General features: G+C 62.8%; 25 protein-coding genes. 20 read left to right on the top strand and 5 right to left on the bottom strand.

Annotated elements, in window-relative coordinates; translation table 11 throughout:
* Positions 1-77: 77 nt before the first annotated feature.
* The 8 genes from AACW18_RS19225 (at position 78) to AACW18_RS19190 (ending at position 7,635) form a co-directional block, all read left to right on the top strand.
* Positions 78-227 carry a hypothetical protein gene (locus tag AACW18_RS19225; protein WP_218389565.1) on the top strand — a complete coding sequence of 50 codons (150 nt, stop codon included), beginning with the start codon at positions 78-80 and terminating at the stop codon, positions 225-227.
* Entirely contained in the window at positions 214-1,329 is a 1,116-nt protein-coding gene (locus AACW18_RS19220) for a sugar diacid recognition domain-containing protein (protein WP_218291171.1), read from the top strand. The genes AACW18_RS19225 and AACW18_RS19220 overlap by 14 nt, the downstream gene beginning before the upstream one ends.
* Positions 1,330-1,448: 119 nt before the next feature.
* Positions 1,449-2,711 carry a GntP family permease gene (locus AACW18_RS19215; protein ID WP_033129222.1) on the top strand — a complete coding sequence of 421 codons (1,263 nt, stop codon included), beginning with the start codon at positions 1,449-1,451 and terminating at the stop codon, positions 2,709-2,711.
* Between the two features lie 9 nt (positions 2,712-2,720).
* Positions 2,721-3,854: a glycerate kinase gene (locus AACW18_RS19210; protein WP_218328601.1), complete on the top strand. Its 1,134-nt coding sequence runs from the start codon at positions 2,721-2,723 to the stop codon at positions 3,852-3,854.
* 224 nt (positions 3,855-4,078) lie between these two features.
* On the top strand, positions 4,079-4,642 hold the full coding sequence (locus AACW18_RS19205) for an NnrU family protein (protein ID WP_218389564.1): 564 nt from the start codon (positions 4,079-4,081) through the stop codon (positions 4,640-4,642).
* A gap of 65 nt (positions 4,643-4,707) precedes the next feature.
* Positions 4,708-5,244 carry a glutathione peroxidase gene (locus tag AACW18_RS19200; protein WP_042652099.1) on the top strand — a complete coding sequence of 179 codons (537 nt, stop codon included), beginning with the start codon at positions 4,708-4,710 and terminating at the stop codon, positions 5,242-5,244.
* Positions 5,245-5,320: 76 nt separating this feature from the next.
* The gene (locus tag AACW18_RS19195; protein ID WP_218328598.1) at positions 5,321-6,256 is read left to right on the top strand and encodes a LysR family transcriptional regulator; all 936 of its coding nucleotides are present in this window, start codon (positions 5,321-5,323) and stop codon (positions 6,254-6,256) included.
* A 182-nt stretch (positions 6,257-6,438) separates the two neighbouring features.
* Positions 6,439-7,635, top strand: coding sequence for a NupC/NupG family nucleoside CNT transporter (locus tag AACW18_RS19190; RefSeq protein WP_218291175.1), 1,197 nt, complete (start codon positions 6,439-6,441; stop codon positions 7,633-7,635).
* Positions 7,636-7,867: 232 nt separating this feature from the next.
* On the opposite strand, the gene AACW18_RS19185 is transcribed toward AACW18_RS19190, so the two are convergent.
* Together AACW18_RS19185 and arfB are read right to left on the bottom strand one after the other, a co-directional pair.
* Positions 7,868-8,368, bottom strand: a complete 501-nt coding sequence (locus AACW18_RS19185) for a methylated-DNA--[protein]-cysteine S-methyltransferase (protein WP_218389563.1) — start codon at positions 8,366-8,368, stop codon at positions 7,868-7,870.
* Between the two features lie 32 nt (positions 8,369-8,400).
* The gene (gene arfB, locus AACW18_RS19180; protein WP_042652102.1) at positions 8,401-8,817 is read right to left on the bottom strand and encodes an alternative ribosome rescue aminoacyl-tRNA hydrolase ArfB; all 417 of its coding nucleotides are present in this window, start codon (positions 8,815-8,817) and stop codon (positions 8,401-8,403) included.
* Positions 8,818-9,018: 201 nt separating this feature from the next.
* On the opposite strand from arfB, the gene glnK reads away from it, so the two are divergent.
* The 5 genes from glnK (at position 9,019) to AACW18_RS19155 (ending at position 14,413) form a co-directional block, all read left to right on the top strand.
* Positions 9,019-9,357, top strand: a complete 339-nt coding sequence (glnK, locus tag AACW18_RS19175) for a P-II family nitrogen regulator (RefSeq protein WP_011704615.1) — start codon at positions 9,019-9,021, stop codon at positions 9,355-9,357.
* 260 nt (positions 9,358-9,617) lie between these two features.
* The gene (locus AACW18_RS19170; protein ID WP_218389562.1) at positions 9,618-10,625 is read left to right on the top strand and encodes a Fe(3+) ABC transporter substrate-binding protein; all 1,008 of its coding nucleotides are present in this window, start codon (positions 9,618-9,620) and stop codon (positions 10,623-10,625) included.
* 39 nt (positions 10,626-10,664) lie between these two features.
* Complete coding sequence (locus AACW18_RS19165) at positions 10,665-12,290, top strand: ABC transporter permease (protein WP_218291178.1); 1,626 nt, start codon at positions 10,665-10,667, stop codon at positions 12,288-12,290.
* Positions 12,291-12,362: 72 nt separating this feature from the next.
* Positions 12,363-13,391 carry an ABC transporter ATP-binding protein gene (locus AACW18_RS19160; protein ID WP_218389561.1) on the top strand — a complete coding sequence of 343 codons (1,029 nt, stop codon included), beginning with the start codon at positions 12,363-12,365 and terminating at the stop codon, positions 13,389-13,391.
* A gap of 116 nt (positions 13,392-13,507) precedes the next feature.
* A complete protein-coding gene (locus AACW18_RS19155; protein WP_218389560.1) occupies positions 13,508-14,413 on the top strand; it encodes a Dyp-type peroxidase in 906 nt (301 codons plus the stop codon).
* An 86-nt stretch (positions 14,414-14,499) separates the two neighbouring features.
* Here the strand turns inward: AACW18_RS19155 and argR are convergent, their stop codons facing one another.
* Positions 14,500-14,970, bottom strand: a complete 471-nt coding sequence (gene argR, locus AACW18_RS19150) for a transcriptional regulator ArgR (protein WP_005308670.1) — start codon at positions 14,968-14,970, stop codon at positions 14,500-14,502.
* A gap of 200 nt (positions 14,971-15,170) precedes the next feature.
* Here argR and AACW18_RS19145 point away from each other — a divergent pair, with 200 nt between their 5' ends.
* The 6 genes from AACW18_RS19145 (at position 15,171) to AACW18_RS19120 (ending at position 20,173) form a co-directional block, all read left to right on the top strand.
* Entirely contained in the window at positions 15,171-15,911 is a 741-nt protein-coding gene (locus AACW18_RS19145; RefSeq protein WP_042652107.1) for an ATP-binding cassette domain-containing protein, read from the top strand.
* A gap of 24 nt (positions 15,912-15,935) precedes the next feature.
* On the top strand, positions 15,936-16,673 hold the full coding sequence (locus tag AACW18_RS19140; protein WP_218291181.1) for a transporter substrate-binding domain-containing protein: 738 nt from the start codon (positions 15,936-15,938) through the stop codon (positions 16,671-16,673).
* A 3-nt stretch (positions 16,674-16,676) separates the two neighbouring features.
* Positions 16,677-17,327 carry an arginine ABC transporter permease ArtQ gene (artQ, locus tag AACW18_RS19135; protein WP_042652109.1) on the top strand — a complete coding sequence of 217 codons (651 nt, stop codon included), beginning with the start codon at positions 16,677-16,679 and terminating at the stop codon, positions 17,325-17,327.
* A 2-nt stretch (positions 17,328-17,329) separates the two neighbouring features.
* Positions 17,330-17,992: an arginine ABC transporter permease ArtM gene (gene artM / locus AACW18_RS19130; RefSeq protein ID WP_042652110.1), complete on the top strand. Its 663-nt coding sequence runs from the start codon at positions 17,330-17,332 to the stop codon at positions 17,990-17,992.
* Positions 17,993-18,236: 244 nt separating this feature from the next.
* On the top strand, positions 18,237-19,172 hold the full coding sequence (gene mdh / locus AACW18_RS19125) for a malate dehydrogenase (protein WP_042652201.1): 936 nt from the start codon (positions 18,237-18,239) through the stop codon (positions 19,170-19,172).
* Positions 19,173-19,582: 410 nt separating this feature from the next.
* The gene (locus AACW18_RS19120; protein WP_371317048.1) at positions 19,583-20,173 is read left to right on the top strand and encodes a tetratricopeptide repeat protein; all 591 of its coding nucleotides are present in this window, start codon (positions 19,583-19,585) and stop codon (positions 20,171-20,173) included.
* 90 nt (positions 20,174-20,263) lie between these two features.
* Here the strand turns inward: AACW18_RS19120 and hmpA are convergent, their stop codons facing one another.
* The gene (gene hmpA / locus AACW18_RS19115; protein WP_218389559.1) at positions 20,264-21,457 is read right to left on the bottom strand and encodes an NO-inducible flavohemoprotein; all 1,194 of its coding nucleotides are present in this window, start codon (positions 21,455-21,457) and stop codon (positions 20,264-20,266) included.
* A 109-nt stretch (positions 21,458-21,566) separates the two neighbouring features.
* Here hmpA and AACW18_RS19110 point away from each other — a divergent pair, with 109 nt between their 5' ends.
* The gene (locus AACW18_RS19110) at positions 21,567-22,034 is read left to right on the top strand and encodes an Rrf2 family transcriptional regulator (protein ID WP_042652113.1); all 468 of its coding nucleotides are present in this window, start codon (positions 21,567-21,569) and stop codon (positions 22,032-22,034) included.
* Positions 22,035-22,065: 31 nt separating this feature from the next.
* On the opposite strand, the gene AACW18_RS19105 is transcribed toward AACW18_RS19110, so the two are convergent.
* A complete protein-coding gene (locus tag AACW18_RS19105; protein ID WP_042652114.1) occupies positions 22,066-23,349 on the bottom strand; it encodes an HlyC/CorC family transporter in 1,284 nt (427 codons plus the stop codon).
* Between the last annotated feature and the right edge of the window lie 18 nt (positions 23,350-23,367).

Raw genomic sequence — 23,367 nt, 5'->3', positions numbered from 1 at the left:
CTAGCGATCCCCCCCTCGCTTGTCTTGATGATGTGGCATCTTTGCGCGACCACCTCAGCTTTTTGCCCGGAGAGACCATGCAGCTAAATGACCCCCTGGCCCGGCAGATCGTCAGCCGGGCGATGAAGATCCTCTCGTTTTCGGTCAACCTGATGGACGAAGGCGCCGTCTCATCATCGCCTCTGGTCACCTCAGCTTTTACCCGGAGAGCCCATGCAGCTAAATGATACCCTGGCCCGGCAGATCGTCAGCCGGGCGATGAAGATCCTCTCGTTCTCGGTCAACGTGATGGATGAACGCGGCCTCATCATCGCCTCAGGCAATCCGGAGCGGCTGCACCAGCGCCACGAGGGGGCCGTGCTGGCGCTGACCGAGAACCGGGTGGTGGAGATCAGCGAGGCCACCGCCCAGCAGCTCAAGGGGGTGCGGCCCGGCATCAACCTGCCCATCGCCTATCAGGGGGAGCTGCTCGGGGTCATCGGCATCTCGGGGGATCCGGAGGAAGTGCGCGCTTACGCCGAGCTGGTGCGGATGACCGCCGAGCTGATCCTGGAGCAGGCGGCGCTGACCGAGCAGCTGCAGTGGGACAAGCGCCACAAGGAGGAGCTGGTGCTGCAGCTCATCCGCGGCGAGGGGCGGGTCGATCAGCTGCAGCAGGCGGCCCGCTTCCTCGAGCTGGATCTGGCCCAGCCTCGGGTGGTGGCCGTGCTGACGCTGGAGGAGGCCGATCCCGCCCGGCTGCGGGAGCTGGTGCATCTGCTGGAGTACCCGGAGCGGGACAACCTGGTGGCCATCAACGGCCTGGACGAGATAGTGGTGCTCAAACCGGCTCAGCTCAGCGACGGCGTCTGGCAATCGGCGCAGGAGCGCAGCCGCATCAAGCAACTGCTGGCCCGCATTCCCCATTTCAAGGTGCGCATCGGGGTGGGTGATTACTTCGCCGGGATCGACGGCCTGGCCCGCTCCTACCAGACCGCCCGCGACACCCTGCGCCGTGGCATGCGCCAGGCGCCGCGCAAACAGGTCTACTTCTTCGAGGATTACCGGCTGCCGGTGCTGCTCGGCAGTCTGGCGGACTCCTGGCAGGCGGATCAGCTGCGGGCTCCCCTGCTCAGGCTGGCGCAAGAGGATGCAAAGGGAACGCTGCAAAAGACGCTGCGCCAATATTTCTTGCAGGATTGTGATCTGCATCCCTGTGCCGATTCCTTGTTCATTCATCCCAATACCCTGCGTTACCGGCTGACCCGGATAGAGCAGATAACAGGGTTAAATTTCAACAAGTTAGATGACAAGTTCCTGCTCTATCTCGGGCTCAATCTCGACGGTTGATTTGTTCATATGAACAAAAAATGACGATATGAAAACGAAAGCTTTGGCATTTCGGCCAAAGCTTTCCGACCCGGGATCACCATAATGGCCACCACTTACTCCCACTCAAGGTGCCCGTCATGATCCCTGTATCCGCGCTCGGTGCTCTCGCTGCGCTCTCCATCGCCATCTTCCTCATCCTGAAGAAGGTGCCGCCCGCTTACGGCATGATCGTCGGTGCCCTGGCCGGTGGCCTGATCGGCGGAGCCGACCTGACCCAGACCGTCGCCCTGATGATCGGCGGCGCCCAGGGGATCACCACCGCCGTGATGCGGATCCTGGCGGCCGGCGTGCTGGCCGGCGTGCTGATCGAATCCGGTGCGGCCACCACCATCGCCGAGACCATCGTCAAGAAGCTCGGTGAGACCCGCGCCCTGCTGGCGCTGGCGCTGGCCACCCTGATCCTGACCGCGGTCGGCGTGTTCGTGGACGTGGCCGTCATCACTGTCGCCCCCATCGCCCTGGCCATCGCTCGCCGTGCCGACCTCTCCAAGGCCGCCATCCTGCTGGCCATGATAGGTGGCGGCAAGGCGGGCAACGTAATGTCCCCCAACCCGAACGCCATAGCCGCGTCCGACGCCTTCCACCTGCCGCTCACCTCGGTGATGGCGGCCGGCATCATCCCGGGCCTGTTCGGTCTGGTGATGGCCTACTGGTTGGCCAAGCGCCTCAACAACAAGGGCAGCAAGGTCGCCGCCGACGAGGTGGTGAGCTTTGACGGTGCCCAGCTGCCCGGCTTCCTGGCCGCCATCAGCGCGCCTCTGGTCGCCATCCTGCTGCTGGCCCTGCGCCCGCTGGCCGGTATAGTCGTGGATCCGCTCATCGCCCTGCCGCTCGGCGGCCTGGTCGGCGCCCTGATGATGGGCAAGTTCAGCAAGGTGAACCAGTTTGCGGTCTCCGGTCTGGCCCGCATGGCGCCGGTGGCCATCATGCTGCTGGGCACCGGTACCCTGGCGGGCATCATCGCCAACTCCGGCCTGAAAGATGTGCTGATCAGCGGCCTGACCGCCTCCGGTCTGCCCTCCTACCTGCTGGCCCCCATCTCCGGTGCCCTGATGTCGCTGGCGACCGCCTCGACCACAGCCGGTACCGTGGTGGCCTCCAACGTGTTCAGCTCCACCCTGATCGAACTCGGTATCACCAGCCTGGCCGGCGCTGCCATGATCCACGCCGGTGCCACCGTGTTTGACCACATGCCGCACGGCTCCTTCTTCCATGCCACCGGGGGCAGCGTCCACATGGGCGTGAGCGAGCGTCTGAAGCTCATCCCCTACGAAACTGCCGTCGGTCTGACCATTGCAGCCGTCTCCACCCTGATGTTTGGCGTGTTTGGTCTCGCCTAAGGAACTGATATGAAAATTGTTATCGCACCAGATTCATTCAAGGAGAGCCTGAGCGCCATGGCGGTGGCAGATGCCATCGAGGCCGGTTTCAAGCAGATATTGCCCGACGCCACCTACATCAAGCTGCCCATGGCCGATGGCGGCGAGGGCACGGTACAGTCGCTGATCGACGCCACTGGCGGTCGCATCCTGCCGGTCGAAGTGACGGCACCGCTCGGCAACAAGGTACAGGGCTTCGTCGGCCTGCTGGGGGATGGCGAGCGGGCCATCATCGAGATGGCGGCGGCCTCCGGCCTGCACCTGGTGGCACCGGAGCGGCGCAACCCGCTGCTCACCTCCAGCTGGGGCACGGGTGAGCTGATCCTGGCGGCGCTGGAGATGGGGGTGACCCACCTCATCCTCGGCATCGGTGGCAGCGCCACCAATGACGGCGGTGCCGGCATGATCCAGGCACTCGGCGGCCAGCTGCTCAAGGCCGATGGCAGCCCCATCGCCCTGGGCGGCGGGGCCTTGAGTGAGTTGGCGCGCATCGATCTGAGCGGACTGGATCCTCGCCTGACCGGCCTCACCATCGAGGTGGCCTGTGACGTGGACAACCCGCTGTGCGGCCCGAAAGGCGCCTCCGCCGTGTTCGGCCCGCAGAAGGGGGCGACCCCGGAGATGGTGGCCCAGCTGGACGCCAATCTGGCCCACTATGCGGACTGCATCGAGCAGGCCCTCGGCAAACAGGTGAAGGCCATTCCGGGGGCGGGCGCCGCCGGTGGCATGGGCGCCGCCCTGGTGGGGCTGCTGGGCGCCGAGCTCAAGCCCGGCATCCAGATCGTCATCGAGGCGTTGAAGCTGGCCGAGGCGGTGGCCGATGCGGATCTGGTCATCACCGGCGAGGGACGGATCGACAGCCAGACCATCCACGGCAAGACCCCCATCGGGGTGGCGCGTTGCGCCAAGCAGTTCGGCAAGCCGGTGATCGGCATCTCCGGCTGTATCACCGACGATTACGGCGTGGTGCACGAGCACGGCCTGGACGCGGTGTTTGCCGTGGTCAACCGCGCCATGTCCCTGCCGGAGGCGCTGGCGACCGCCACCACCAACCTGCAGCTCACGGCCCGCAACGTCGCGGCCCTCTATATGCTGCGCAACTAGTCCCTCTTCTGGCCGGTGCAGGGCACCGGCCACCCTCTGCCCCGTGTAGCGGATGTGGTTGCTTGCCTGCTGGCAGACCCTCTGACGCACCTTGCCGATCCCTGGATCGGCTTTTTTCATTTTCATTATCTCGCTGTCTTTTATATGGTTTTTGTATTCTGCCCGTCTGCTTTGCGGCATAGTGATCCCCCCCATACTGAGGGGCAACGTGCGAGGAGCAACCCATGATCTTGCTGACCCTGGGGGTAGTGCTATTTACCCTGATCCACCTCTATCCCTGCTTCGCCGTGGCCCACCGTGCCCGCCTGCGCGACCGGCTGGGAGTGCAGCGTTACAAGGGACTCTTCTCGCTGCTGGTGTTCGTCGCCATCGCCTGCATCCTCGCTGGCTGGCGCAGCGCCAGCCCCATGCCACTCTATTTTCTGCCCGCCTGGGGCCCGGCCCTGGCGATGGGGCTGATGCCCGTCGCACTGATCCTGCTCTGTGCCGGGCAGGGGGCCAACCACTTCCGGCGCTGGCTGGTGCACCCCCAGCTCATCGGTACCCTGCTGTGGGCGGGGGTTCATTTGACTGTGAACAGCGAGGCGCGCTCCCTGGTGCTGTTCGGAGGCGTGGGAATATGGGCCCTGGTCAGCATCGTCTGGATTTCGGTGCGGGACTGGCAGCAGAAACCGCGTCCGGCGGCGAGCTGGCAGGGCACGGGGATCTGCGTGGGGGCGGGGCTGGCGCTCACGGCGCTGCTCATCTTCTGGGGCCATGGCTGGCTGACGGGCATAGCGCTGCACTGAGCATGAAATGAACCGGAGCCGCGGCGGATACGTATGCTATTCATCTGTTCAAAAGGAGTTGCCCGATGAAATGGTTCACTCTGTTGTTATTGCTCGGCGCAGGCCAGGCGCTGGCCGCCTGCCCCGACTACTTCAATGTGGAGCAACGGGAGCTCAACAGCACCCAGCGCCACAACCTCTGCCAACTGACCGAGGGCAAGGTGGTGCTGGTGGTCAACACCGCCTCCTACTGCGGCTATCGCGGCCAGTTCCGGGATCTGGAGTCGCTCTACCAGAGCTACAAGGATAAGGGGCTGATCATCCTGGGTTTTCCGTCCAATGACTTCTGGCAGGAGGCGGGGGATGAGGGCAAGACCGCCACCGTCTGCCGCCGTGACTACGGCGTGACCTTTCCCATGTTCAACCGGATCGCCGTGCGCGGATCCGATGCCAGCCCCCTGTATAAGGGGCTTGCGGCCGCCGCCGGTGGCGATGCCCCCGGCTGGAACTTCCACAAGTACCTGATCGGGCGCGATGGCAAGCTGATCGCGAGCTATGGCGCCAGCCAGAATCCGGGTGCGGATCCCCTGCTGGCCGCGGTGAAGCAGGCGCTCGGCCGCTAGGCCTCACCGGGCTACTCTGGAATAATGGCGGCAGGATCCTCTATCTGGTAACCCCGTGCTGCAACGCCTCCCTCAAATGCTGATTTTCGATGCCCTGGTCCGTGAACAGGGCATCTCCGCCGCCGCGCGTCGGCTCGGCGTCTCCAAGTCCCACATCAGCAAGCAACTGGCGCTGCTGGAGGCCGCGCTCGGTGCCCAGCTGGTGCAGCGCACCACCCGCCGCTTCTCCCTGACCGAACTCGGCCAGGAGTATGCCCGCCACTGCCGCGCCCTGGTGGCGGTGGCGCAGGAGGCGGACTCCATGGTGGCGGAGCGGCGTGGCAAGGTGAGTGGCGTCCTGCACCTGGGGGTCGGTCAGTCCTTTGGCCGGCTGCACGTGATACCGCGCCTCAAGGCGTTCCAGGATCGCTACCCCGAGCTGGAGCTGGAGGTCTCCCTGTTCGATCACCGCACCAACCTGGTGGATGAGGGGCTGGATCTCTGGATCACCACCTACGAGGACAAGCCGGAGGCGCTGGTGGGGCAGCGGCTGGCAGACATCGGCTTCGTGCTGGTGGCCTCGCCGGACTATCTGCTGAGCCACGGCACCCCGCTGCACCCGAAGGATCTGGCCCAGCACAACTGCATCACCTACCAGAGCCGGGAGCGGCGCTACCACGAGTGGTCGTTCCGTCAGGGCAAGGAGCGCCAGACGGTGCAGGTGGCGGGCAACTACCGGGTGGATCTGGCGGAGGCGGTGCGGGATGCGGCCCTGGCCGGGCTCGGCATCGCCTATGTCGCCAACTACCTGCTGGACAAGGAGTTGCAGTCCGGCCAGCTGATCCCCCTGCTGCCCCAATGGCGGCCGAACCAGAAGATGGCGGTGCACGCCGTCTATGTCAGGCGCGAGCACCTGGATCCGAAGATCCGGCTGTTCATCGACTTTCTCAAGGAGAGCTTCGGCCCAGACCCCTATTGGGAGCAGCGGCTTGCTCCCTGGCTCGGCGGTAAATTGTCCGGCACAGGGGAATGATCGTTTCTGTATAAAAACACTGGCTTTCCGCTGATACTAAAATCTAGCCAAATCAGCCAGTTGCCGCAACCGGTGTCGTGCAAACGTTTTTGCTAACAGGGTCGTAACCAAGTGGGCTTGCAGTGACGGGGCAGGGAGCGCAGAATCCGCGCCCATCTTCTGCCTCACCTGATGGAATCCCCATGATCGCCCTGCTCGGCATCCTCTGTATCCTGGCTCTGGCCGCACTCTGTTCTGATAATCGTCGTCGTATCCCGTTGCGAACAGTGGGTTTCGCCCTCTGCCTGCAAGTGCTCTTCGCCGGCCTGGTACTCTGGTTGCCCGCCGGCCAGCATGTGCTGAACGGGGTCAGCGAGAGCGTCAGCAGTGTGATCGGCTACGGTCAGGAGGGGATCGCCTTCCTGTTCGGCGATCTGGCCAAGTTCAAGCTGGGCTTCATCTTCGCCTTCAACGTGCTGCCGGTCATCATCTTCTTCTCCGCCCTCATCGCCATCCTTTACCACATCGGCCTGATGCCGAGGGTCATCGCCCTGCTCGGTGGCGGCCTGCAGAAGCTGCTGGGCACCGGCCGGGCCGAGAGCCTCTCCGCCACCGCCAACATCTTCGTCGGCATGGTGGAGGCGCCGCTGGTGGTCAAACCCTACCTCTCCAAGATGTCTGACTCCCAGTTCTTCGCGGTGATGAGCTGTGGCCTCGCCTCGGTGGCCGGTGGCACTCTGGTGGGTTATGCCAGCATCGGGGTCGAGCTGAAATACCTGATCGCGGCGGCCTTCATGTCGGCCCCCGCCGGTCTGGCCATGGCCAAGATCCTGGTACCGCCTGCCGCAGATGAGGTGGACAACCATCAGGACGTGGAGATCCCGCGCGCGACCAACGTCATCGAGGCGGCGGCCGACGGCGCCATGGCGGGGCTGAACATAGCTGTGGCGGTCGGCGCCACCCTGCTGGCCTTCGTCGGGGTGATCGCCCTGCTCAACGGTCTGTTGGGCTGGGTCGGTGATCTGGCCGGGCTGGAGCTGAGCTTCCAGATCATCCTGGGCTGGCTGTTCGCCCCCGTCTCTTGGCTGATCGGGGTACCCTGGGATCAGGCCCAGGCCGCCGGCGCCCTGATCGGGACCAAGATCGTCATCAACGAGTTCGTCGCCTTCATCGCCCTGGTGCAGGATCAGACCCTGAACGAGTCGAGCAAGGCCATAGTCACCTTCGCCCTGTGCGGTTTCGCCAACATCTCCTCCATGGCGATCCTCATCGGTGGCCTGGGCTCCATGGTGCCGGAGCGCAAGGCTTTCATCGCCCGTTACGGCATGCGTGCCATCCTGGCGGGGGTGCTGGCGAACCTGATGAGCGCCTCGCTGGCGGGTCTGTTCCTCGCCCTCTGATGAGCCCAGAATCAGCTACTTTCGGTCAAGGCCCGCTTCGGCGGGCCTTTTCGTGGCCGTTTTCGGGCACAAAAAAAGCGCCTCAGAGGAGGCGCGGGGAAAAGACAGATTGGAAGCGTCACATGGGTGCCACTTGAATGAGGGATGAGCCATACCATCCAAGTGTCAGGTCATCATGCCAGCCCCTGTCTGAAGCCCTTCTGAGGCGATTCTTCATACTATGTTCATTTTGCTAAACGCCGGGCGGGATCAGTTCGAAGCCGCTGCCCTCCTGCTCCAGTGCCAATAGCCAGCGCTTGATGGGAATGCCGCCGCCGTAGCCGGTCAGCTCGCCGTTGCGGCCTATGACCCTGTGGCAGGGCACTATGATGCTCAAGGGGTTCTGGCCGTTGGCGGCCCCCACCGCGCGCACCGCCTTGGGATTGCCGATGGCCCGGGCTATGTCGAGGTAGCTGACGGTCTCGCCATAGGGGATGTCGCACAGGGCGTGCCACACCGATTGCTGGAAGGGCGTGCCCCTGGCGGCGAGCGGCAGCGTGAAGCGCCGCAAGCGGCCGGCGAAGTAGGCCTCAAATTGTGCGACGAAGGGGGCGAGCGCGACATCGTCCCGCAGCCACTCGGGGGCCGGCATCACGGGCCGCTCACCCCGCACAAACTCCACATAACGCAGTCCGTCCTTGTCGATGGCGACGAGCAGGGGACCCTGGGCGCTGTCGCAGAAGCTGTATCTCATCTGTGTTGATTCCTTGGCGTGGGCAGTCGAGGTCATTCCAGCACGGGTTTGCCGCGGGCCGACTTGATGTCCCCCTTGCGCTTCTTGGCGTCGACCCGCTTGCGCTGGGAGCTGCGGGTCGGCTTGGTGGCGTGGCGGGCCTTGGGGCGCCAGGCGGCCTTCTTCAGCAGCTCGGTCAGCCGGCTCATGGCCTCCTTGCGGTTCATGTCCTGGCTGCGATGGGTCTCGACCCTGATCTGGATGAAGCCGTCATGGACCCGGCTGTCGCTCAGCTTCTCCAGCCCCTCCTTGTAAAGGTCCGGCAGGCTGGGGGAGTCGCGGTAATCGAAGCGCAACCAGACGGCGGAGTCCGTCTTGTTGACATGCTGACCGCCGGCGCCCTGGGCGCGCATGGTCTGGAACTGCAGCTCGTGCCAGGGAATGATCACGCTGTTGGAGATGACTAACATGGGGTGATGCTCTCATTTGGTGCATCAAGGGAGTCTGGTGCAGCTTGGTGCCTCATTATGGGGCGAGATGCGCTTCCTTGGTGATCTTGGGTCTTAGCAGCCCAAGGGTTAAAGCCTATCTTTATGAAAATAAACAATAAAAATACTTGGCACAAGAATTGATGACCAATCCATGACATACCATGGATTGGGAGCAACCAGATGAAGCTGATTACTGCGATTATCAAACCCTTCAAGTTGGACGACGTGCGCGAGGCCATCGCCAACCTGGGGGTCGAAGGCCTGACCGTGTCCGAGGTCAAGGGATTTGGCCGCCAGAAGGGGCACACCGAATTATACCGGGGAGCCGAGTACCAGGTCGACTTCCTGCCCAAGGTGAAGCTGGAGATCGCCACCGCCGACGACAACGTGGAGGGGGTGATAGAGGCTATCTGCAAGGCGGCCTACACCGGCAAGATCGGCGACGGCAAGATCTTCGTCTATGACCTGCTGCAGGCGGTGCGTATTCGTACCGGCGAGAGCGACGACGAGGCGCTCTGATCCCGCATCCTCTTCCCGGAGCAGGCATGGGCCCAGGCCGGACATCAGCCAAGGTAGGCTGACGCCATGCCTTGATGGCCAATCAGACCGCGACTCTAAGTCATCGAGAGGCTGGGTGGGATTCCATCCGGTCTTTTTCTTTGGTCGTCGGTTAAATATGTGATCCTACCTCTGTAAACCACCTTGATCCCGCCGTCGTGCCTCATGCAGAATGCAAACGCAAATTGTTATCACTCGATGCACAACTCAAGGAACGGATGATGAAAATGAAGATGCTGGCACTGGCTTTCTCTACCCTGGTTGCCCAGTCGGCATTTGCCGCCGCTGAAGTGAACGTCTACTCCAACCGGCAGGATGAGCTGATCAAACCCATCATCCAGCAGTTCGAGAAAGAATCCGGGATCAAGGTCAATGTGGTGTTCGCCAAAGAGGGGCTGAACGAGCGTCTGGAGCGGGAAGGCAAACTCTCCCCGGCCGATCTGATGCTGACCGTCGACATCAGCCGCCTGACCGATCTGGTGGACAAGGATCTGGTGCAGTCGGTGGACAGCAAGATACTGCAGGAGAACATCCCGTCCATCTATCGGGATCCGGACAACAAGTGGTTCGCCCTGACCACCCGGGTACGCGCCATCTACTCCAGCAAGGATCGTCTCGGCAAGCTCGACACCATCCGCTACGAAGATCTGGTCAAGCCTGAATACAAAGGGAAAATTTGTACCCGCAGCGGCAAGCATGAGTACAATGTGGCGCTGGTCTCCTCCATGATCGCCCATCACGGCATGGTGGACGCCAAGACCTGGCTGGAAGGGGTCAAGGCCAACCTGGCGCGCAAGCCGCAGGGCAACGATCGGGATCAGGTCAAGGCCATCAAGGACGGCATCTGCGATCTGTCGCTGGGTAACAGCTACTACCTGGGCGCCATGCTCAAGGATCCCGCCCAGAAGTCCTGGGCCGATGCGGTCTACATCAACTTCCCGAATCAGGCCGACCGCGGTGCCCACGTCAACGTGAGTGGCGTGGCCATGACCAAGTATGCCAAGAACAAGGAAGCCGCCCAGAAGCTGATGGAGTTCCTCTCTGGCGACACCGCCCAGCACCTCTATGCGGACGTGAATGCCGAGTATCCGGTCAAGGCCGGGGTCGAGCCTTCCGCCATGGTCAAGTCCTGGGGCAGTTTCAAGTCTGACGCCATGCCGGTCAGCGAATACGCCAAGTACCGCAAGGATGCCTTGCAGTTGCTGGATGAAGTGAAGTTCGACTTGTAATCAGATGGGGCCAAAGGCCCCATCAATCACTGTGGTCCCATGAAAAATTTTGGTTGGATTGCCGGCAGCTGGGCCACCGCCCTGCTGCTGGGTTTGCCCGTTATCGCCCTGATCTTCTCTGCCCTGTCGGCGGACGGGGAGCTGTTTCGCCACCTCGCCGATACTGTGCTGCTCGACTACATCGCCAACACCTCGGCCCTGGTGCTGGGGGTGGTGCTGCTCAGCCTGCTGTTCGGGGTCCCCACCGCCTGGCTGGTGGCCATGTGCCAGGTGCCGGGGCGCCGCGCCCTGCAGTGGGCGCTGATGCTGCCCATGGCCATGCCCTCCTACATAGTGGCCTACGTCTATACCGACCTGCTCGATTACTCGGGTCCGTTGCAGGCGGGGCTGCGCACCCTGTTTGACTGGAACACCCCCACCGATTACTGGTTCCCGGCCATCCGCTCCCTCGGCGGGGCCGCCTGGGTGCTGGCGCTGGTGCTGTTCCCCTATGTCTACCTGCTGGCCCGTGCTTCGTTTTTGGAGCAGTCGGTCAGCCTCATTCACTCCAGCCGATTGCTCGGCTGCACTCCCTGGCAGAGTTTTCGCCGCCTCAGCCTGCCGCTGGCCCGCCCCGCCATCATGGTCGCCGTTTCTCTGGTGGCAATGGAGACCCTGGCGGACTTCGCCACCGTCCACTTCTTCGCCATCAACACGCTCACGACCGCGATTTACGACACCTGGCTCGGCTACGGCAGCCTGGCCACCGCCGCCCGCCTCTCCTGCCTGATGTTGCTGGCGGTGGTGCTGCTGATCGCCGTCGAGCGCCGCTCCCGCCAGCGCCAGCAGGTGTTCCAGAAGTCCATGGGCCATGAGCCGCCGCTGCGCTATCCGCTCAGGGGGCTGCCTCGCCTGCTGGCCGGGCTCTGGTGCTGGGGACTGGTGGTGGCGGGCTTCGCGCTGCCGTTCGCCATCCTGCTCGATTACGGGGTGCGTTACTTCGAGCTCTCCTGGACCCCGGAGTTCGTCCGCTTCGCCGGCAACAGCCTGACCATCTCGACGCTGACCGCCCTGCTCGCCATGGGGATAGCCCTGTTGCTCGGCTTCTTCCGGCGCCTCGATGGGGGCGTTCGCAGCCTGCTGCCGCTGCGCATCGCCGCCATGGGCTATGCCATGCCGGGCACCGTGCTCGCCATCGGGGTGCTGGTGCCGCTGACGGCGCTCGATTTTGGCATCAACGATCTGGCCGAGTGGCTCGGGCAGCAGGGCCCGGGCCTGCTGTTGACCGGTACCCTCACCGCCATCGTGTTTGGCTACCTGGTGCGCTTCGTGGCCATCGCCATCGGTTCGGTGGAGAGCAGCATGGGCAAGATCTCCCCCAGCCTCGACATGGCGGCCCGCTCCCTGGGGCAGGGCTCTGGCGGCATGCTGCGCCGGGTTCATCTGCCGCTGGTGCGGCGCGGTTTGTTCGCCGGCGCCATGCTGGTATTCATCGAATCCATGAAGGAGCTGCCCGCCGCCCTGTTGCTGCGGCCGTTCAACTTCGACACCCTGGCGACCCACGTCTATCAGTTCGTCTCGGACGAGATGCTGGAGCGGGGGGCGCTCGGCGCCATCGTCATAGTGCTGGTGGGGCTGCTGCCGCTGATCTGGGTCAACCGCAGCCTGGACAGCCCGGGCCACTAGCCCCGCCACCACAATTTATGAGCGCGCCCCGGCCATCGGCGGGGAAGGCCACGAAACGAGAGGAACTGAGCCGTGTCTTGCTTGCAAGTAGAGAAGGTAAGCTGCCGTTATAACGGCCAGAACGTGCTGGAGCAGCTCTCCCTGCAGGTGGCCGACAACGAGATCGTCTGCCTGCTGGGGGCCAGTGGCTGCGGCAAGACCACGCTGCTCAAGGCCATCGCCGGCCTGCTGCCGCTGGCCGAGGGCCGCATCCGGCTCGGCGACAGCCTGCTGGACGAACCCGGCCTGAGCGTGCCGCCCGAGGCGCGCAACATCGGCATGATCTTCCAGGATTACGCCCTGTTCCCGCACCTGACGGTGGCCGAGAACGTCGGCTTCGGGCTGGCGAACCAGCGCCGCACGGCGCGCCAGCAGCAGGTGGACGAGGCGCTGGCGCTGGTCAATCTGCAGGGGCTGGGGGATCGCTACCCCCATCAGCTCTCCGGTGGTCAGCAGCAGCGGGTCGCCATCGCCCGCGCCCTGGTGTGCAAGCCGCGGCTGATGTTGTTGGATGAGCCCTTCTCCAACATCGACACCCAGGTACGGATGAAGCTGATCCTCGAGATCCGCACCCTGCTCAAGCAGCAGGGGATAGGGGCCATCTTCGTCAGCCACAGCAAGGAGGAGGCGTTCGCCTTCGCCGATCGGCTGGCGCTGTTTCGCGCCGGCCACATCGAACAGGTCGGTCAGCCGGAGCAGCTCTATCGCCGCCCGCAGAACCGCTTCGTGGCGGAGTTTCTCGGCGGGGTGAACTACCTGGACGCCGAAGTGGTGGATAGCCACTGCGTGCGGACCGCGCTGGGGCTGGTGCGTGGCAGCGAACCCCACGGCCACACCGTGGGCGAGCGGCTGCAGCTGATGCTCAGGCCCCAGCAACTGGTGCTGGCGGCGGCCGAGGATGGCGAGCTGAGGGTGCGGGAGCAGCAGTTCCTCGGCCATCACTGCCGGGTGCAGGTCGAGTGTGCGGGCCAGGTGCTGGAGGCCAGCATCGGCGAGCCCCTCGAGGGCGCGCGGGCGCGGGTCGAGGTCGCGCCCCATGCGCTGGTGCTGTTCTCGTCCTGATAGCGATGTGAAATCAAGGAATTGGACTCGCTCTGGTTTATAATCGCGCCATGCCTTTACCCATGCCTTTACCCATGCCTTTACCCATGCCTTTACCCATGCCTTTGGAGAGAGAAATGAAAGCCCAAGCCGGGATCTGTGCAGAGCCGAATCTGCATGCCCTCTATCTGATGTTCAATCGCACCGGCGATGCAACCGAGCTGGCCGCCCGCCTGGCCAAGCTGCCCACCCTGTGGGATGCGGTGAGTGCCGATTTTCCCGCCGCCGGTTTCTCCGGTCTGGTCGCCGTGGGTGCCGATGGCTGGGATGCGCTCTATCCGGTCGCCCGGCCGCCCCAGTTCCGCGGCTTCATGGCGCAGTCGGCAAACGGCCAGGAGGCGCCCAATACCCCCTTCGATCTGTTCGTGCAGCTGCGCGCCGACCGGGTCGATGTGCTGCACCATGCCGGGCAGCGCGTGATGGCGCTGCTGGCCGGTCTGGTGGAGCTGGCCGAGGAGGTCAATGGCTTCCGCAACCAGGATTGCCGGGATCTGACCGGCTTCGTCGATGGCACCGAGAACCCCCAGGGTGAGCACAGGGCCGAGGTGGCGCTGTTCGAGGGCGGCGAGTTCGCCGGCGGCTCCTACATCCACGTGCAGCGCTGGGTCCATGCCCTGAGCGACTGGGAGAAACTGGCGCTGAAGGAGCAGGAAGACATCATAGGCCGCACCAAGCTCGACAACATCGAGTACGAGTCGGCCGACAAGCCGCTGACCTCCCACATCAAGCGGGTCAACCTCAAGACCCCCAAGGGGGAGTCCATGGAGATACTGCGCCAGAGCATGCCCTGGGGCACCATGCGCGAGCAGGGGCTCTACTTCATCTCCTGCTGCCGCACCCCGCAGCACTTCAATGCCATGCTGGCCAGCATGTACAAGGGGGAGGGCAGCCACTTCGATCACCTGCTGCGCTTCACCAGGGCGGTGACCGGGGCGGCCTTCTTCGCACCCTCGATAGACTTCCTGGTCGCGCAGGGCAAATAAGCCTGTTGCTACGCCCATAGCAAAAATCCCGGCCTAGGCCGGGATTTTTCGTTCAGGTGGCGCCGCCAGAGGGGCGGCATTCCTGATTAAGGGGTCTGCTCGAACAGCTCGAGCGCCGAGAGGTAAAGTTCTTCGATGTCGGTATCGCTGGTCGGGGTGATGAAGATGGTATCGTCACCGGCGATGGTGCCGAGGATGCCTTCGGCCTTGCCGAGGGAATCGAGCAGGCGGGCGATCAGCTGGGCCGCCCCCGGGCTGGTGTGGATCACCACCAGGGCGCCGTTGTGGTCGACATCCAGTACCAGGTTCTTGAGCGGGCTGGAGGTGGTGGGGACACCCAGTTCCACCGGCAGGCAGTAGACCATTTCCATCTTGGCGTTGCGGGTGCGAACGGCGCCGAAGCGGCTCAGCATGCGCGAGACCTTGGATTGGTTGATGTTCTCGAAGCCCATCTCTTGCAGGGCAGTGACTATCTCTGCCTGGGAGCCGAATCGCTCTTCTTTCAGCAAGGCTTTAAAGGCCTTGGCCAGTTTTTCTTGCTTGTCGTTATGTTTCATCTTGGACTCACGAATGAGGGGTGTGACCGCCTGTCACGCTCAGGCGGCAGATACGAACAGCGCTGCTATTTTGCATTCATATGCCTATTTTGGCAAGGAAGCGGCGCTTGTTCTGCATATCGATTCAAATTTAGCTTGCATCCACCCATGTTGCAGCTAAAATCGGGACGAAATTTTGAAAACTTATTCAATTAGGTCGTATGGGTATTGAATTAATCGGCATCGAAAAATCCTGGCACAAGGTGCCGGTACTGCAACAGGTCAGCTTTCGGACCGCACCCGGCGAAACCTTGGTATTGCTGGGCCCGAGCGGTGCGGGCAAGAGTTCGCTGCTGCGCATGATGAACCTGCTGGACACCCCGGATGCCGGTGTTCTGCGCATTGGCGACAGTGAATTTTCTTTCCCGTCCTCCCTGTCGACCGCGGAATTCAACCGTCAGGCGCAGGCGCTGCGCCGCAAGGTGGGCATGGTGTTCCAGCAGTACAATCTCTGGCCCCATCTGACCGTGATGGAGAACCTGATTGAGGCCCCCGTCAAGGTGCTCGGCATGAGCCGTGAGGCTGCCATCGAGAAGGGCGCCTACCTGCTGGCCCAGCTGCAGCTGGCCGACAAACGGGACGCCTGGCCCGCCCGGCTCTCCGGTGGTCAGCAGCAGCGGGTCGCCATCGCGCGTACCCTGATGATGGATCCGCAGGTGTTGCTGTTTGACGAGCCGACGGCGGCGCTCGATCCTGAAATAACCAAGGAGGTGGCGGAGATCATCCGTACCCTCAGCCAGACCGGCATCACCCAGGTGGTGGTCACCCACGAGGTGGAGTTTGCCCGCAAGGTCGCCAGTCAGGTCATTTATCTGGAAAAGGGGCGGATCATCGAATCCGGTAGTGCCGCCATCTTCCAGGCCCCGCAAACCAGCCGGTTTGCCGAATTCTTGATGCATTGATACTGAATCGATAAGGAAGCTGTCATGAAAAAGAGTCTGTTGTTGGTTGCGGCCATGGGCCTGCTGAGCACCACAGTGCTGGCCAAAGAGATCAAGTTCGCCACCGAGGCCACCTATGCGCCGTTCGAATACCTGGATGACAAGAACGAGTTCCAGGGTTTCGACATCGATCTGGCCCGCGCCATCTGTACCCAGGTCAAGCTGGAGTGCAGCTTCCACAACCAGGCCTTCGACAGCCTGATCCCGAGCCTCAAGTTCCGTCGCTATGATGCCGCCATCGCCGCCATGGACGTGACCCCGGAGCGGGCCGCCCAGGTTGACTTCTCCGATATCTACTATGTGAACTCCGCGGTGTTCGTGACCAAGAAGGATGCCTTCAAGGGTCCGGAAGAGCTGGTCGACAAGACCGTCGGCGTGCAGAACGGCAGTTCGCACCAGTCCTATCTGGTGGACAAGTGGATCAGTAAGGGCCTGCTCACCGTGCCTTACGCCAGCTATCAGAGCGCCTTCCTCGACATGATGAACGGCCGTACCGACGGGGTGTTCGCCGATACCGCCGTCGCCGCCGACTGGCTCAAGCAGCACAAGGATTATGCCGTCATCGGTACCCCTGTGACCGACGCCAAGTACTTCGGTACCGGCTTCGGCATCGCCGTGGCCAAGGGCAATCAGGAGTTGCTGACCCAGCTGAACAAGGGCCTGGCCGAGATCAAGGCCAACGGTACCTATCAGAAAATCTTCGACAAATACTTCGCGCAGTAAGCCATGTTGAGCCTGTTGTTGGATGCAGCCTGGATGACCCTGGGGCTGGCCTTGGCATCACTGGTCGGGGGTATGGCGCTTGCTCTGGGATTCAGTGCGGCCGAGCTCAGCAAGCGCAGTTGGTTGGTGTGGCCGGTGGCCACGCTGACCACATTGATCCGTGGCCTGCCCGAGCTGCTGGTGGTGCTGTTCATCTACTTCGGCTCGACCCAGGTGCTGTTCCTCATCACCGGTGAGTATGTGGAGTTCAGCCCCTTCGCCTGCGGCGTGCTGGCGCTCTCCCTGCTGTTTGCCAGCTATGCCACCCAGACCCTGCGGGCGGCGCTCAATGCGGTGCCCGCCGGGCAGCGTCTGGCGGCGCTGGCGCTCGGTCTTGGCAAGGCCCACATCTTCTTTCGCATCGTGCTGCCGCAGGCCTGGCGTTACGCCCTGCCGGGTCTCGGCAACCAGTGGCTGGTGCTGCTCAAGGACACGGCCCTGGTCTCCCTCATCGGGGTGAACGAGATGATGCGTCAGGCCCAGATGGCTTCGGCCAGCACCTATGAACCCTTCACCTGGTATGCCGCCGCGGCCCTCATCTATCTGGCGATCAGCCTGGTGAGCGAGCTCGGGCTCAAGCAGGCTGCCCGTTATACCCGCCGGTACGGAGGCTGATCATGCAGGACTATCTCATGACCCTGTTGGGTGGTCTGGCGATCACCCTGCAGCTCACGGCACTTAGTTTGCTGCTCGGGGTGTTGCTGGCGGCCGCCATGACCTGGGTGCTGGAGCGACGCCTGCCGGTGGCGACCCAGCTGGTACAGCTGTGGGTGTTGCTCTTCACCGGTACCCCGCTGCTCATTCAGATCTTCCTCATCTACTACGGGCCGGGTCAGTTCGAGTGGCTCAAGTCCGGGCCGCTCTGGCCGCTGCTCAAGCAGCCTTGGTTCTGTGCCGTGCTGGCGCTGGGCTTCAACACGGCGGCCTATTCCACCCGGCTGTTCAAGGGGGCGCTCGACGCCATCCCCGCCGGTGAGGTGGAAGCCTGTCGGGCGCTCGGTTTCTCGGCCGGGCAGACCCTGTGGATGAAGGTGCGCCATGCCGCCCGCCGGCTGGTCCCCGCCTACTCCAACGAGGTGATCCTGGTGCTCAAGGGCAGTTCCCTCGCCAGCACCATCACCATCATGGATATCATGGGTCTGGCCCAGCGTCTCAACGCCCAGACTTATGACACCCTGGCGGTGTTCACCGTGGCCGGTGCGCTCTATCTGACCATGAATGGATTGTTAACAATTGGTTTCCGCTGGTGTGAGCGCAGAGCACTGGCATTCCAGTCCTGAAGCAGTCGTAATTACCCCTTAATGGAAGGGAAAGCACAGGAAATCTGTGCTTTCCGTCCCATTTATCGCATATTCCTCTCCGTTTTCGTCACCGCTTGCTCCCTGGCTCACAGAACCCGTGATTACAACTGTTATCAGATTGTTTTTTATCGGGGGATCCTTTAAGGTGAGGCGCACAATAAGAAACAGCTTTGACCCCCAACAAGAAACAACCTTAAACCTACGCTTGAACATGGAGTTGATCATGAAAGTTGCCGTTCTGGGTGCCGCCGGTGGCATCGGCCAAGCCCTCGCTCTGCTGTTGAAAAATCGCCTTCCTGCTGGTTCCGAGCTGAGCCTGTATGACATTGCCCCGGTCACCCCGGGTGTCGCGGCCGATCTGAGCCACATCCCGACTGACGTGAAAGTAAAAGGTTTCTGCGGTGAAGATCCGAGCCCGGCTCTGGTCGGCGCCGATGTCGTACTGATCTCCGCTGGCGTGGCGCGCAAGCCCGGCATGGATCGTTCCGACCTGTTCAACATCAACGCCGGTATCGTCAAGAACCTGGTAGAGAAGTGCGCGGCCAGCTGCCCGAAGGCGCTGATCGGCATCATCACCAACCCGGTCAACACCACGGTCGCCATCGCCGCCGAAGTGTTGAAGAAGGCCGGCGTCTATGACAAGCGTCGCCTGTTCGGCGTCACCACCCTGGACGTGATCCGCGGTGAGACCTTCGTGTCCGCTGCCAAGGGCCTGAACATCGACAAGATCCGTGTCAACGTGATCGGTGGTCACAGTGGCGTGACCATTCTGCCGCTGCTGTCCCAGATCGAAGGCGCCAGCTTCACCGCCGAGGAAGCGGCTGCCATGACCAAGCGCATCCAGAACGCCGGTACCGAAGTGGTGGAAGCCAAGGCCGGTGGCGGATCCGCCACCCTCTCCATGGGTCAGGCAGCCTGCCGCTTTGGTCTGTCGCTGATCAAGGGTCTGCAGGGCGAAGCCAACGTGATCGAGTGCGCCTACGTGGAAGGCAATGGCGAGCACGCCACCTTCTTCGCGCAGCCCATTCTGCTCGGCAAGAACGGCGTCGAAGCCGTGCTGGACTACGGCAAGCTGAGTGCCTTCGAGCAAGAGGCGATGGACAGCATGCTGGCCACCCTGAAGGCCGACATCCAGCTGGGCGTCGACTTCGTCAAATAAGCGCCAGCGCGTGCATGAGGGGAGCTTCGGCTCCCCTTTGTCGTTATGGCGATCCGCCGCGGCGGGCTAAGGGGTTGGGGTTTGCTGCCGATAACAGAGGGCAGCAGGAGATCCTCATGATGAAACCCAGTACCCTAATCGGCCTTATCTGTCTCGTCAGCCTCCCCTCGCAGGGGGCCGAGCCGGTCTCGGCCGCCCCAACCCAGACCCCGGCAGCGACCGCTCCGGCGCCTTCTGCCACCCTGTCATCGGCAGCCTCCAGCGCAGCGGGGGCGCCTGCTGTGACCACCGCCTCTATCGCTACCGCAGCCACCCCGTTACCCTCCACGGCCGCACTGGCTGTACCGCCAGCCGCACCTGTTGTGCCTGTGCCGGCTGCCCCGCTGCCGACGGCGCCCGTCGCGGCGCCCTTGCCCAAGGTGGTCACGCCGGCGCCCCTGACCACGGGGGATCTGCAGGCGGTGCCACTCTATCGACAGGACGAGTTGCTCAACTGGATAGAGCAGGGGCGCCATCTGACCCAGGTGAAGCAGGACAGATGCCAGCTGACCCAGGACATAGAGGCGCGCGCCTCTGTGATGAAGATCCCCGCCTACCAGTTCCTGTGGGGGGACATGCTGGCCTGGGGGGTCTGCATCAAGCCCGACGCCCAGATCGGGGTGCAATACATGTGGGAGGCGGCCAATCAGGGGCTGGCACCGGCGCTGGAGCAGCTGGGGCGCTACTACTGGAAGGGGATCCTGGTCCAGAAGGATCTGGTGCGGGCCGAGACCCTGATGCGGGAGGCCGCCAGCCTGGGGTTCCAGCGGGCGCAGATGGAATGGGTCGAGATGCTGCTGCAGGGCATGGGCAGTCCGCTGGATTACGAGGAGGCCTACCACTGGCTGCACGGCGCCGTCATCGGTGACAAGGCCCGCCATCAGAAGGCCGCCAGCCTGCTGAGCCGGCTCGGCAATCGCATGCCCGCCAATGCGATCGCCCGCGCCAAGGCGATGCGCTAAGCCCGACTCGCTGCGACCCCTGCTATGACAAGGCCCACGAACCTGCGTTCGTGGGCCTTGTTGCATCGCATCATGCGCGAGAGTGAGGGCTCACAGATCCTGATGGGGGCCGAAGACCTCGTAGTGCAGCCTCTCTTCGGCGACGCCGAAGGCCAGCAGTTGCCGTTTCACCGCCTGCATGAAGCCGAGGGGGCCACAGAAGTAGTAATGGGCGTTGGCCGGGATGAGCGCCGCGACCTGCTCCAACTCCATGGTGCCGTCGAAGTCATAGTCTTCCCCCAGTACGTCCTGCTCGGCAGGCGCGCGATACCAGACCCGGCTCTGCAATCTGGCGTGGTGCCGGCTCTTCTCCCGGATCTCTTCCTTGAAGGCGTGCAAGGCACCCTGTTCGCAGGCGTGCAGCCAGCGAATGTCGGCGTCGTGCCCGTTGGCCAGCAGCTGGTTCAGCATGCTCAGCATGGGGGTGAGGCCGACTCCGGCGGAGAGCAGCACCACGGGCGTGCCGGCGTCGGCTTGCAGGAAGAAGTCGCCGGTCGGTGGCATCAGCGCCACCTCATCACCGACTTGCAGCTGGTCGTGCAGCAGGTTGGATACCTGGCCATCGGCTTCGCGCTTGACGCTGATGCGGTAGTCACGGCCGTTGGGTGCATCGGAGAGGGAGTACTGGCGGATCTCCTGATATTCCAGCTGCGGGTGGTTGAGCTGGATGCTGAGGTATTGACCCGGCTTGAAGTGCAGCACGGGCTTGCCATCGCTGGGGGCCAGCACGAAGGAGGTGATGAGTTCGCTCTCCACCCGCTTCTCCTTGATGAGGAAGGGGCGAGGGCCTTGCCAGCCACCGGCCTGCGATGCCTTCTCCTGATAGATCTCGCTCTCGCGGCCGATGAAGATGTTGGCCAGCACCCCGTAGGCCTTGCCCCAGGCATCCAGCACCTCGTCGGTGACCGCACTACCGCCCAATTCTTTGAGCGTGGCCAAGAGATGACTACCTACAATGTGATATTGTTCCGGCTGGATCATGAAGCCCGTATGCTTGTGGGCGATGCGCTCCACCGCGCCGGCCAGGGCACCCAGATTGTCGATGTTCTTGGCGTACGCCGCGACGGCGTTGAACAGGGCCAGCGGTTGGCCACCACTGCGCTGGTGCGCGAGGTTGAAGATATCCTTCAGCTCGGGGTTGTGGCTGAACATGCGCTGATAGAAATGCTGGGTGAGGGCAGGCCCCGCCGATTCGAGCAAGGGAATGGTACTTTTGATGACGGCGATGGTGGCTTGATCTAACATAAGAGGTCCTTACTAATTGAGCATTTAAAATGTCATTTAATAAGTTGCATCCTAGATGTTTAATTGATCTGAATCAACAAACAATTTTGCGCTATGCGCCATAGGCACTATGAGACTAACGAGTTATACCGATTTTGGATTGAGAGCCCTGCTCTATCTGGCGACCCTGCCGGAGGGGGAGCTGTCGAGCGTGGCCAAGGTGTCCGCCCTGTACGGCGTGTCCCGCAATCACATGGTGAAGGTGGTGAATCAGCTGGTGAAGCTGGGCTATCTGCAGTCCCAGCGCGGCAAGAATGGCGGGATCCGCATGGCCTGCGCGCCGGACACCGTCAATATCGGCCAGGTGATCCGGGCGCTGGAAGGCAACCTGGACGGGATCGACTGCAACTCCCCCGCCTGCCACATCGTCTCGGTCTGTCTGCTGAAGAATGCCTTGAAGGAGGCGATGAACGCCTTCCTGGCGGTGATGGACAGCTACACGCTGCAAGACTTGCTGGCCAATCGCGACGAGCTGCAGAAGGTGTTTGGTGACTTGATCCCGACCCTGGTGCTGGAGCCGGACGAAGAGAGCGAGTGAGACGAAAAAGGCTGCCATCGGCAGCCTTTTTTCAATCCTCGTAACCCGACTCGTCACGGTATAGATGCGGTATGATCCGCGCCATTTTCACCATGTTGTTCTCTACTTCGAGGATCTCGATGGGATAGCCCGCCAGCCTGACGCTGATGTTGGGCTGGGGGATCTCCTCCAGGTACTCCAGGATCACCCCGTTGAGGGTGCGGGGGCCGTCGATGGGCAGGTGCCAGTTCATCTCCTTGTTCAGCTCGCGGATGCTGGCGGAGCCTTCCACCAGGAAGGAGCCGTCCGGCTGGGGGTGGACCTCGTCGCTCGGCGTCGGTGTCATGGAGGTGGTGAAGTCGCCGACTATCTCCTCCAGTATGTCGTCCAGGGTGATCAGCCCCTGAATATCGCCGTATTCGTCGACGATCAGCCCAATCCGCTCCTTGTTGCGCTGGAACTTGGCCAGCTGCACGTTGAGTGGCGTCCCCTCCGGAATGAAATAGATGGGATCGACCTCCCGCAGCAGGCTGGACTTGCTGAACTGATCTCTGGCAACCAGCCTGAGGGCGTCACGCGCGTGCAAAAATCCGACGACATCGTCGATATTGTCGCGATAGAGCAGGATCTTGGTGTGAGCACAGTGAGCCAGCTGGCGCAGTATGGTTTTCCAGTCGTCGTTGATGTCGATGGCGGCGATCTCGCTGCGCGGCACCATGATGTTTTCCACCGTCATCTTGTCCAGATCCAGAATGCTGAGCAGCATCTCCTGGTGGTGCTGGGGGATGAGGCTGCCCGCCTCGTTGACTATGGTGCGCAGCTCCTCGGGGTTGAGGGAGTGCGCATCCTTGGTGTGGTTCAACCGCATCAGCTTGAGCAGCAGCGTGGTGATGCCGTTGATGAGCCAGACGAAGGGGTAGAGCGGCACCATCAACCCCTTGAGCACCCAGGAGGCCGGGTAGGCGATCTTCTCGGGGTACATGGCCGCCAGGGTCTTGGGGGTAACCTCCCCGAACACCAGCACCACCAGGGTCAGGCCGAAGGTGGCGATGGCGACCCCGAGATCCCCGAACAGCCGGATGCAGACGATGGTAGCGATGGCGGACGCCAGTATGTTGACCAGGTTGTTGCCGATGAGGATCAGTCCCAGCAGGCGATCCGGGCGAGCCAGCAGTTTTTCTACCCGACGGGCAGCCTTGTGCTTGGTCTGGGCGAGATGCCGCAACTTGTAGCGGTTGAGGGACATCAGGCCGGTTTCGGAACTTGAGAAGAAAGCAGACAAGAGGATCAAGATAACGAGAACAATCAGTAATGTGCTCGTTGAGATACTGTCCAAGAAGGGGCTCCTGTTGGA

Source organism: Aeromonas sp. sia0103 (assembly GCF_963895295.1).
Lineage (GTDB): Bacteria > Pseudomonadota > Gammaproteobacteria > Enterobacterales > Aeromonadaceae > Aeromonas > Aeromonas encheleia.
This window is presented reverse-complemented; position numbering and strand designations above follow the sequence as displayed.